This window comes from Bacteroidota bacterium (genome assembly GCA_034439655.1).
In the GTDB taxonomy this organism is placed as follows: domain Bacteria; phylum Bacteroidota; class Bacteroidia; order UKL13-3; family UKL13-3; genus CANJUD01.
Genome location: JAWXAU010000089.1, coordinates 1 through 10,950, shown reverse-complemented (window position 1 = coordinate 10,950; position 10,950 = coordinate 1). Strand labels below are relative to the sequence as shown.

The following is a 10,950-nucleotide window of genomic DNA, read 5'->3' as shown; positions in this document are numbered from 1 at the left end:
ATCTCTTGCCCACCGATTTGTGTACTACAAATCAAAGTTGAAAACCCAAAGTCCTTAAAATGTGTATAAAGCATTTTGAGCCTAAGTCAAATTAGTCTGTATTGTTATTGTTTTAGGTCGAAAAGCGTCACATGTTTACTGTAATATGACAATCGGCTGCAACTTGGGTTAAGTAATGGTCTAATATATAATAGTCCAAAAGAAAGGGACTAATCCCCAATGCTTTCGGGATGTAGTTCGGCATTACCATTCTACAAACCTAAAATAGTCCAAAGACTATTTTAGGTTTGTAGAATGGTATAATGTGCTAAGGGGCAAGTTGTTTTTTGTATGGCTAACCTTCATCTGTCGGGTACAAAAGAAACCCACTACGAAATACTTAAACGAGTTCGATATTATTGAGCCTCGCACAACTGTACCATCTTTTCCCTCAGGGGCGAAACAGGAGAGAGGGGCTCAAACCACACCAATTTTCAATCATTTGCATACCATCTTTTGTCATGCAACTTTCAGGATGGAACTGCATTCCCCAAACGGGTAGCTGCTTATGTGCTATAGCCATTATTTCTCCTTCGTGAGATGTGGCGGTAATATTAAAAACGTCTTCATTAATGGTTTTCAAAACCAATGAATGATAACGACCTGCTAAAAAACTTGTTGGAACATTTGAAAACATAGGATGTCCCGTATGCGAAATTTCTGTTTGTTTGCCATGGAAAGGTTTACTGCCATGCTCCAACACAAGTCCATAATACTCACCTATTGCTTGCATTCCCAAACATATTCCAAGTACCGGAAGTTTTCCCACCACTTTACTTAATAAATCCACCAAGTTTCCTGATTGCGATGGCGTGCCCGGCCCAGGGGAAATAATGACACCTTGGTATTTATTATAGTTAAGTTCGGATAGGGCTATATCGTTGCGAAGCACTTCTACGCCATATCCCAGCTTTTGGAAATAGTGTAACAAGATATAAGTAAAGGAATCGAAATTGTCGATCAACAAAAGTTGCGGGGCTTTGCCGCTCATTGCTCAATGGCTTTCATAATCTCGTCTCGCAATTGGTTCAGCAGCTTTACGCGTTTCACCTCTCCTGTTCGGTAAATAATGAAACACTGTGGTAAGGCAGTAATACTTCCAAAATCTCTCACAAATCTTTTATCGAAGCTCATGCCAGTTGCATATATCTGCTCCCAGTCGGCACCATTTTCATCTAAAAATTTACTCCATTTCTTTTTCTTTTTGTCCATAGAGAGCGATATGAGACGTACATTACTTGCCTTAAATTGTTGGTCCAATTGCGAAAGCGTACGATGTGTTCGGGTACAGTTCATACACCAAGTAGCCCAAAAATAGCAAACCCATATTTCGTTCTTGGGTTTGTTATAATTCTTCAGAAAATAGTCTATCTCCATCTTCGTGTAGCGTCTCTTCGCAACAGTATCAGTGATGCTGCTAGTAGAAACTTCCTCGTTTTTGAGACGTACTTGTTTCTGTGGAACCGATGTGAAATGAAGAGCTGCAAATACAAATGCCCAAACTCCCAAGACCAATGTTAATGTATGTATATATTTTTTCATAATAAATTTAGCAGACAAAATTAGCCTTAATTTGGTTTTAATAAAATTGAATTTTTCAAAAAAATTATCATTCCCAAAATAAACACCTATCCTATTATCTTTGCCCGATATTAAAAACCAATAAAATGCAAACCTTATTACTCTATTCTCATAGTTGGCTCCGTTGGGTTTATCTTATTTTAGCTCTAGTTGTGGTAGTCCGCTCAGTTCGCGGTTGGCGTATGACAATGCCTTTTACCGCAGCCGACAATAAGTTCAGCCTTTTTTATATGATTACTGCCGACATTATGTTCCTGATGGGCATGGTGCAGTATTGGGTGTATTTCTACCCTCAGGTAATGAAAGGAAAAGCTATGGGTGAAATTATGAAAGAGGCTTCCATCCGTGTAATAGGAATTGAACATATTACTTTAATGACTTTAGCTTGGATATTCGTGCACATTGCCCGAAGCAAAAGCAAAAAAGCAAAAACAGATAATCTAAAACACAAGCATTTGTTTGTGTGGTCGGCGGCGGCATTGTTATTTGTATTAGCAGGCATACCTTGGGCGAGAGACCTATTTAAATTTTAACTTTTTATAAATAAACCAATCATAAATTAATATTTATCATACGTAATTCCTTATGGATCAATTCAAAAAACTAAACAACATAACTGGCTGGGTAGCCTTCGCAATCTCTCTCGCCGTTTACATGCTCACACTCGAGCCCACCGCCAGCTTTTGGGACTGTGGAGAGTTTCTTTCTGCAGCCGACAAGCAACAAGTAGTGCACCCTCCTGGAGCCCCCATGTTTTTGTTGTTGGGGAAATTCTTCTCCCTTTTTGCTTTGGGCAACCAAGCTAACGTAGCTTATTGGACTAACGTATTATCGGCGTTTACCAGTGCCCTAACCGTGCTGTTCATATTTTGGACTATTACACACTTGGCAAAAAAGATTTATACTGCTAACAAACAGGAACTCACAGCAGATAAGACCTATGCTATAATGGCGGCTGGTTTTGTAGGGGCTCTTACCTGTACTTTCTTAGATACCTTTTGGTTCTCGGCAGTAGAAAGTGAAGTATATGCGGCAAGTTGTTTCTTCTCTGCCATTGCCTTTTGGAGTATCTTAAAGTGGGAAAACACGATGGATACCAATCCCAAACATGCCGATAAATGGTTGGTGATGATCGCCTTTTTGGTAGGCGTATCTGTAGGAATTCACTTACTTAACTTATTGGTTATTCCTGCGGTGGTATTTGTTTACTTCTTCAAAAAATACCATATCGATACCAGAAGATTTATTATAGCCATCGTAGTTGCTTTGGCATCTATTATCGTGGTGCAAAATATAATTATTCCTGGTTATCCTTGGCTTATATTACAAATAGAAATTTTGTTCGTGAATGTGTTCCACATGCCTTTTAACACGGGTTATTTCGGTTTCTTAATATTGATGACGGCTTTCTTTACGTTCTTGTTAATATACACAAAGCGGAATGGCAAAACCGTTTGGAACACCATAATTTTATGTGCATTATATATTTCTATTGGCTATGGTTCTTATGCCATGCTTGTTATACGCTCATTGGCCGATGTGCCGCTTGACCACCAAAATGTAGAAGACCCCAATAACTTGCTTTCATACTTAAACAGAGAGCAATATGGAAACTGGCCTTTGTTATATGGCCAAAACTTTGATGCCAAACCTGTGGATGTGGTTAAAGGCCGCAAACTATTTGTTCGCAACGAAAAAACCGGACGCTACGATGCCACTGGAAATAAATTGGACTATAAATGGGACCCGAAATCTTGTACTTTATTCCCTCGCATGTGGAATATGGAAGAAAATAAAAAGCAAGGTTATAGAAACTGGACAGGGTTGCGACAAGATGAAAAAGTAAAGTTCAAGCATAACCTGGAATTTATGTTCAAATATCAACTGGGCTTTATGTACTGGCGTTATTTTATGTGGAATTTTGTAGGTCGGCAAAACGACAAACAAAGCACCGACTGGGACCCAATTAATGGAGGTATTTCGTCTGGAATTCCCTTTATAGACAAAATATGGCAGGGCGACCGCGATGAGCTGCCCCAAAGCGAAAAGGACAATAAAGGCCATAATACTTTTTTCTTTTTGCCCCTGATTATTGGAATATTGGGTATGTATTGGCAGTATAAAAGAGACAGTAAAGATTTCTTTGTAATACTATCCTTATTCCTGCTCACAGGTTTGCTTATTGTGGTGTATCTAAATACGCCGCCCTACCAACCGCGTGAACGAGATTATGCCTTTGTGGGTTCCTTCCAATACTTCTGCGTGTGGATTGGTTTGGGCGTATTGGGGCTTATAGAATTCTTGTCCAAACGTATGAGTTTTCGAACAGCAACAGGCTTAGGTTTTGGGCTTTGCTTACTGGCCTCACCTGTACTAATGGCCAACCAAAATTGGGACGACCACGATCGCAGCAAACGCACCACTGCTCTTGCTTGTGCTATCGACTATCTGGAGTCGTGCGATAAAGACGCGGTATTGTTCACCAATGGCGATAATGATACCTACCCGCTTTGGTATGCACAAAGTGTAGAAGGTATTCGCACCGACATAAGAGTAATAAACCTCTCCCTGCTCAATACCGATTGGTATATAGATGTAATGAAACGCCAAGCTTTCGAATCTAAACCCATCAAAATGAGCCTAAGGCATGAAGTATATGCTGGCGAAAAAATGAACCAATGCGAGGTAATCCCAACTCCCGGCCTTTCCCGTTTTGGAATCCCTGATACAGGTTTTGCGTCACTAAAAGCGGTAATGGATTTTGTGGGCAGCGACGACTGTCCGAAACTTAATGCTGGTGCAGGACGCAGCAACGATGGAGGTGCCTTCTTTCCTACAAATAAATTTTACATACAGGTGAACAAACAAGAAATGATAGCCAATGGCTTGGTGGATATAAAAGACAGTGGCTTAATTGAAGATTTTATATATATGGACTTCAGCGACCACAAATCATTTAATAAAAGTGAAATTGCTGTGTTTGATTATATAGCCAATAACTTTGGCAAACGCCCTGTATGCTTTACCACCACATCGGGGGCGAGCGATTTTAAAGCCCTTCAACGTTATTTCCAAGTAGATGGATTGTGCTATAAGTTGGTTCCTGGATTAAGAAAAAGCCCAAATTCTGATATGGGTTATGTGAACACAACCAAATCGCTCAACTTAATTAAAACAAAATTTAAATTTGGTGGTGCTGATAAAGACGGGATCTATATAGATGAAACCGCCATGCGTCAGTGCTTTACTTTGAGGCAATATGTTTTTATAACCGTTGCAAATGCCCTGTCGGCCGAAAACCGGAAAAAAGAAGCAGAAGAACTCCTTGATATGGGAATGAGAGTATTGCCCGAGCGGAATGTTCCGCTTGAAAAAACAGGTGTTTCGCTGGCACAGGCTTATTACGCAGCAGGCAACAAAACAAAAGGCCTGGAATATGTAAACAAAACAAAAGTGTACTATACAGCCATGCTCAATCATCTTGAAAAACTTGGAAGTTCACCCGGTACAGAAAGTGATAAATGGCAATATAATTCCATACTCGGCGAAATAGAAAAGCTGGCAGCCGCAAACAAATAGTTAAGATATATATTTATAGAGGGAGGCCAAAAGCTTCCCTTTTTTATTACGGTGAAATTTATTACCAAAAACATATTATTACTTTCGTTGGTAAGTTTGTTTACTGATATAAGCAGTGAAATGTTGTTCCCTGTGTTCCCTATATACTTGCAACAGATTGGTTTTACAGGAACCGCTATCGGTTTGCTTGAGGGTTTTGCTGAAATGCTTGCCTCTTACGGAAAGGGGTTTTTTGGTTCGTGGAGCGATAAGTTGGGAAAACGTAAACCTTTTGTGCTCGTGGGTTATGCCCTTTCTGCTTTTGCTAAATTGTTGATGGGGGTTTCAGCCTTAGTTCCACTTATATTCTCAGCACGCCTGCTAGACCGCACTGGTAAAGGTATACGCACGGCAGCTAGAGATGCCATGCTTTCGGGCGAATCAAATAAAGAAAACAAAGGAAAAGTTTTTGGTTTTCACAGAGCCATTGACACCCTTGGGGCAGTGATCGGTCCCTGCATTGCTTTATTGCTTCTGCACCAGGGCTTTGGTTTGCAATCCATGTTCTCGTTTGCATTTATACCTGCTGCTCTTTCACTCGTATATATATTTTTTTTACGGGAAAAGAAGTTTGAACAGCACAGGGATACCATAATAAATCCTTTTAATTTTTTCTCGTATTGGAAACAATCAACCGCTGAGTTTAAAAGACTCATGAAGGTTTTATTGGTTTTTACTTTGTTTAATTCTTCTGATGTTTTCTTGATTCTTTGGGTGAAAAAATTAACCAACTTCGAAACCGCTATCGAGGCATATATAATATATAATTTGGTTTACGCTATCGCTTCTTATCCTGCAGGTTATTTGGTAGACAAATTAGGAAACAAGAAAATTTTACTCTTCGGATTTCTGTTCTTTATAACCACTTATTCATTCCTGCCTTTTGCAGCAAGCAGTAGTGAGGTTTTTGTTTTGTTTGCAGTATATGGTCTTTATGCTGCATGTGTGGAAGGCAATACAAAGGCTTGGATTACGAATGTGTGTGCCGAAAAAGAAACTGCTACTGCTCTCGGTTTTTATGGTGCCTCCACAGGTTTATTACAAATAGCAACGGGTCTTTTTGCAGGTCTAATCTGGGATATCTACACGGGCAAATCATTATTTCTTATTTCTGCTACAGGTGTTGCTATGTGTCTTATTCTCTTTATGTTTGTACCGTCAAACAAAAAAATAGGTTTGCAGGTATGAAATATATATATATATCTTTAATTGTTACTGTTTTATTTACAACATGCAAAACAGGAAAGTTAGATGGCCCTGAGCGAGTTATCAGGTTTGGCAATGGTGGTGGCATTACAGGCAAAGTAACGGGGTTCAAAATATCTTCTCTGGGCACACTGTATGCTGAAACCTTAAACAACACTACCTCGCCATTGAAAATGAAATTACGCAAAAAGACCCTTCAAGAAATATTTGACTTGGCTGATTCTATACAAAAGAATGTTCCAGACTTTAGCAACCCAGGCAATATGTATTATTTTATATCTTTTGGCAATAATGCGGAAACCCCAAATTACACCTGGGGGCAAAATGAATTTACGGTGCCCAGTTCTATAAAAAGGTTATATGATATTTTGCAAAAAATAGCCATTAAATCTACCAAGTAATTCTGCGTGTGTCTAAAACAAATATTATAGTAACCTTGTTATACAATCAATAAATCATACTTTTTTCCAACAATAAAATAATATAACAATTATGGCTTTCAAATTACCCGATCTTGCTTATGCTGTCAATGCGTTAGAACCACACATTGATGCACGCACCATGGAAATACACCATGACAAGCACCACAACGCTTATGTTACCAACCTTAACAATGCCACAGCAGGAACCGATGCTGAACACTTAAGCGTTGAAGATATTTGTAAAAATATATCTAAATATCCTGCTGCCGTTCGCAATAATGGAGGTGGTCATTATAACCACAGTCTGTTTTGGTCTATCATTGGCCCAAACGCCGGTGGAAATCCATCTGGTAAATTAGCAGATGCAATCAATACGGTTTTCGGTTCCTTCGATAAAATGAAGGAAGAATTTAACAAGGCTGCCACTACCCGTTTTGGAAGTGGGTGGGCTTGGTTATTGGTGCACGATGGCAAACTTACTATTAGCTCCACCCCCAATCAAGATAATCCGTTAATGGATGTAGCCGAAGTAAAAGGAACCCCTGTTATGGGACTCGATGTGTGGGAACATGCTTATTATTTGCATTATCAAAACCGTCGCCCTGACTATATAGGGGCTTGGTGGAATGTGGTAAACTGGAACGCTGTTGCGGGTAAGTTTGAAGACGCTACAAAATAAAAAACAATATTTGTTTACAAAGAAAACCTAACCCAAGCGTTGGGTTTTTTTGTGTAAGGAGTTTTGAAAATATCATTTGGTGATAGTTTTTTATGCGTTATTTTTGTTAAAGAAAATATTTGTTAGGTTTTATTGCCACACACCTATAAATATAAATAAGTGACCCCAAAACAAATATTAGCTTATATAACAAACTAAACTAAAACACTACATCTTTCTTTTAAAAAAAGGATAAAGGTCATGTGTAAGAAATATTAAAAATTTGGATAGTACAAATTCTACATACAAAGATGACAGTGAGCTGAACCGTTTAGCAAAAAAGATAACGGAACTGAACCAGCTAAATTTATCTCACGATAAATTCCTTTCATTGTTAGCCCACGATTTGCGTGGCCCCGTAAGCAATATGGTACAACTATCATTGTTGATGAACGAACCTGCAATGCGTGATGATGATGTGGTGAAAATGCTCCAAGTTTCTGCCGACAAAACATTGAATTTACTGGATGACTTGTTGGCTTGGGTTAAAAGCAAGCAGGGTATATTAAAACCCAATATTTCTTCCTTTGTATTTAAGCAACTCATCGATGAAGAACTTGCACATGTAGAATATTCCTCTTCTGTAAAAAAGATAGCTATAAAATATAACTCCGATGATACGTTGCTGTTAAACGCAGATAAAAACATGATTGGAACGGTTATGCGTAATTTATTAGGAAACGCTATTAAGTATTCTCAATCTAATAGCGTGGTTGAAATCCTTTACAATAGTAACGACAACGACCACATCATTAGTATAAAAGACCAGGGAGTAGGTTTTAGCGATGCTGTCGGGAGTATATTACTCACCGAACATATGCCTACTTCAGAAGGTACGGCAGGCGAGGTGGGCACAGGTTGGGGATTGTTATTGTGCAAAGATTTTGTTGAACTTCACCAAGGAAAAATTTGGTTCGAAAGCACTCCGGGTGTGGGTAGTATTTTTTCTTTTTCTATACCCAAAAGGTTAGCTGCCTGAGAACACCCTGCTCTCTATTCTTAGTTTATTTATATATAATTTCCAGACAAGAAATAAATATAGAATTAATAATCCTGTGTTTAAAGTTGTTTTTGGCCAAAACCCAATCAAATCTAAATGGTATATCAATAAATCGCTGATAGCAACCAATGCAACCGTTGAGAAAAGTAATATAAAAAACCTAGAGATATTATAAGGTACTTTATAATGCTTTTGACCTATAAAATAGCTTAAGGTGGCCATGCCCAAATAACTCCACAAGGTTGCCCAGGCCGCTCCTAGATAACCCATTTGGGGTATCCATATAATATTTAAAAGAACGGTTAAAAATGCACCACAAAAAGCAATGAGTATACCCCAAGAAGTTTTATCGGTAACCTTGTACCAGATGCTCAGGTTGGTATTTATGCCCATAAACAAATTTGCAAATAATAAAATTGGGACAATCTTTATCCCTTCCCAAAACTTTTCGTCCAATAGGTGTTTGGCGATATCAATATACAATAATAAGATTGTAATAACCACCACACACACCAGTACAAACCAATCCATTACCAAGGCATATATTTTGGGAGCGTTGCTATCGTTTGCTTTTGAAAAGAAAAATGGCTCGGCTGCATACCTAAATGCCTGAACAAATACGGTGAGAAAAATACTGATTTTATAACACTGAGAATATATACCATTTTGTATCAGACCTTCTTGGCCATCTATTAGTTTGGGTATTAAAATCCGGTCTAAAGTTTCATTAGTCATTCCTAGTAAACCCACTAACAATAAAGGCCCTGCGAACTGCATCATTTGTTTCCACAACTGCTTATCGAACCCATATTTGAACCCAAAAATTTGGGGTCCAAGTAAAATAAAACTAAATAAACTTGAAATTAAATTTGCAAGGAATATATACTCCAAATTGTTTTGCGGGATATAAAAACTATTAATCCAACCTTGAGCAAAACTACAAATTTTCCCTTCCGAAACTGAGGGGCAAAACCACAGGAAAAAAAGATTGAGCAATAAGAATACAAGCATTCCCGCTATTTTTATCACGGCAAATTTTATGGGTCTGTTTTGTTGCCTAAGGCCAGCATAGGGAATTGCGGAAAGCGTATCCACTAAAAGAATAGCCCCCAAGTATAGTAAATATTTAGGTTGTGATGCAAACCCAGTGAAACTAGCCAAAGTTGGCCATATAGACCAACCCAGAAAAATCAACAATACACTACTGCTCATCAAAGATATATAAGCTGTGCCAAAAACTGCTTTGGGGTCTTGTGTTTTGTTGGCAAACCTAAAAAATGCGGTCTCTAAACCATAAGTAAACAATATATTAAAAAAAGATATGTAGGCATAAAAATTTCCCTGTACCCCACTCTCTGCTTGGCTTAATACTGTGGAGTGCAGCTTGGCCAATATCAAAAAATTGATAAGCCTCGACACATTGGTGAGGCCATATAAGGCTGTTTGAGAGGCAAGTTTTTTTACGAAACTCAACTGTATAGGTTTATATAATTAGCGGCAAATATAGTCCGAATTATTTGCCCCAGTCTTTTGCAATAGCATCAAGTTCGGCCCACCAGTCACGCCCATATTTGCGAACAAGGGGTTCTTCTAAAAATTTATAAACCTGCACTTTTAGTTGATTGCCCAGAGTACACGCAGGTGAACACAATTGCCACTCATGGTATCCCAGAGCATCGTATTGTTTAAAATTAGAAACCCTAATAGGGTATAGATGGCAGGAAATAGGTTTGGGGTAGTCGAAATTTTTTTCAGCGTTGGCTCTTTGAATAGCACATGCCAAGTTTCCATTTTCATATACCACAAAAACGCATTCCCCTGTTGGCAAACAAGTTGTTACTTTGTCACCGTCGGGATCTATTTCGTAAAACCCTTTGTCGGCAAGCAATTTTTTTCCTTTTTCCGACATGTATGGTTTTATTGCTAACATGTGCTCGTTTATTTTTTCAATATCCTCGGCGTCAATTGGTGCACCTTGATCTCCTTCTATACAACAAGCTCCTTTGCATTTTTCTATATTGCATACAAAGTTTTGTTCTATGATAGCCTCACTCACAATTGTATTTCCTATAATAAACATTGGGCTGTAATTTTGTTGCCCATCCACTTCGGTTTTTTGCACGTTTTCTCTTCTTTGTTTTGGACTGCAAATTTAAACCCGACTGTGGTAAGAATAAACTATATATTATAATAATAAAAAATTATAGTTTCAAAAAGGATTTAGGTTTTGGACTAGTTGTTAAAACACAAAAGGTTTTTGAAACCAGTCGTTTTTTATTAAATATAAAAGTTTAATTATGTGAATATATTCATTCATTAAATTCAAATTTATTATTGTCTTTACAAGCTTATAATAGTTCATGTAT

10 protein-coding genes are annotated in these 10,950 nt (G+C 38.2%); 6 read left to right on the top strand and 4 right to left on the bottom strand.

Features of this window, described 5'->3' with window-relative positions:
- Positions 1-430: 430 nt before the first annotated feature.
- Both SGJ10_05750 and SGJ10_05745 read right to left on the bottom strand, forming a co-directional pair.
- A complete protein-coding gene (locus tag SGJ10_05750; protein ID MDZ4757627.1) occupies positions 431-1,030 on the bottom strand; it encodes an aminodeoxychorismate/anthranilate synthase component II in 600 nt (199 codons plus the stop codon).
- The gene (locus tag SGJ10_05745) at positions 1,027-1,581 is read right to left on the bottom strand and encodes a TlpA disulfide reductase family protein (protein ID MDZ4757626.1); all 555 of its coding nucleotides are present in this window, start codon (positions 1,579-1,581) and stop codon (positions 1,027-1,029) included. Before SGJ10_05745 ends, SGJ10_05750 begins: the two co-directional genes overlap by 4 nt.
- A 125-nt stretch (positions 1,582-1,706) precedes the next feature.
- Here SGJ10_05745 and SGJ10_05740 point away from each other — a divergent pair, with 125 nt between their 5' ends.
- The 6 genes from SGJ10_05740 (at position 1,707) to SGJ10_05715 (ending at position 8,563) form a co-directional block, all read left to right on the top strand.
- Positions 1,707-2,153 (top strand): hypothetical protein, encoded by a 447-nt coding sequence (locus tag SGJ10_05740; protein MDZ4757625.1) that lies wholly within the window; start codon positions 1,707-1,709, stop codon positions 2,151-2,153.
- 52 nt (positions 2,154-2,205) lie between these two features.
- Positions 2,206-5,199, top strand: a complete 2,994-nt coding sequence (locus SGJ10_05735; GenBank protein ID MDZ4757624.1) for a DUF2723 domain-containing protein — start codon at positions 2,206-2,208, stop codon at positions 5,197-5,199.
- Positions 5,200-5,250: 51 nt separating this feature from the next.
- On the top strand, positions 5,251-6,426 hold the full coding sequence (locus SGJ10_05730) for an MFS transporter (protein MDZ4757623.1): 1,176 nt from the start codon (positions 5,251-5,253) through the stop codon (positions 6,424-6,426).
- Positions 6,423-6,845: a hypothetical protein gene (locus SGJ10_05725; GenBank protein MDZ4757622.1), complete on the top strand. Its 423-nt coding sequence runs from the start codon at positions 6,423-6,425 to the stop codon at positions 6,843-6,845. The genes SGJ10_05730 and SGJ10_05725 overlap by 4 nt, the downstream gene beginning before the upstream one ends.
- A gap of 91 nt (positions 6,846-6,936) precedes the next feature.
- On the top strand, positions 6,937-7,545 hold the full coding sequence (locus tag SGJ10_05720) for a superoxide dismutase (protein ID MDZ4757621.1): 609 nt from the start codon (positions 6,937-6,939) through the stop codon (positions 7,543-7,545).
- Between the two features lie 262 nt (positions 7,546-7,807).
- Positions 7,808-8,563 (top strand): HAMP domain-containing sensor histidine kinase, encoded by a 756-nt coding sequence (locus SGJ10_05715; GenBank protein MDZ4757620.1) that lies wholly within the window; start codon positions 7,808-7,810, stop codon positions 8,561-8,563.
- Here the strand turns inward: SGJ10_05715 and SGJ10_05710 are convergent.
- Both SGJ10_05710 and SGJ10_05705 read right to left on the bottom strand, forming a co-directional pair.
- Positions 8,552-10,057, bottom strand: coding sequence for a polysaccharide biosynthesis C-terminal domain-containing protein (locus SGJ10_05710; protein MDZ4757619.1), 1,506 nt, complete (start codon positions 10,055-10,057; stop codon positions 8,552-8,554). The genes SGJ10_05715 and SGJ10_05710 overlap by 12 nt on opposite strands.
- Positions 10,058-10,097: 40 nt before the next feature.
- The gene (locus SGJ10_05705) at positions 10,098-10,706 is read right to left on the bottom strand and encodes a DUF3109 family protein (GenBank protein ID MDZ4757618.1); all 609 of its coding nucleotides are present in this window, start codon (positions 10,704-10,706) and stop codon (positions 10,098-10,100) included.
- Positions 10,707-10,950: the final 244 nt, after the last annotated feature.

Excerpts from the sequence above, each read along its gene's own strand:
- SGJ10_05750 (MDZ4757627.1), bottom strand. The coding sequence starts at position 1,030 with ATGAGCGGCAAAGCCCCGCAACTTTTGTTGATCGACAATTTCGATTCC.
- SGJ10_05745 (MDZ4757626.1), bottom strand. The coding sequence starts at position 1,581 with ATGAAAAAATATATACATACATTAACATTGGTCTTGGGAGTTTGGGCA.
- SGJ10_05740 (MDZ4757625.1), top strand. The coding sequence starts at position 1,707 with ATGCAAACCTTATTACTCTATTCTCATAGTTGGCTCCGTTGGGTTTAT.
- SGJ10_05735 (MDZ4757624.1), top strand. The coding sequence starts at position 2,206 with ATGGATCAATTCAAAAAACTAAACAACATAACTGGCTGGGTAGCCTTC.
- SGJ10_05725 (MDZ4757622.1), top strand. The coding sequence starts at position 6,423 with ATGAAATATATATATATATCTTTAATTGTTACTGTTTTATTTACAACA.
- SGJ10_05720 (MDZ4757621.1), top strand. The coding sequence starts at position 6,937 with ATGGCTTTCAAATTACCCGATCTTGCTTATGCTGTCAATGCGTTAGAA.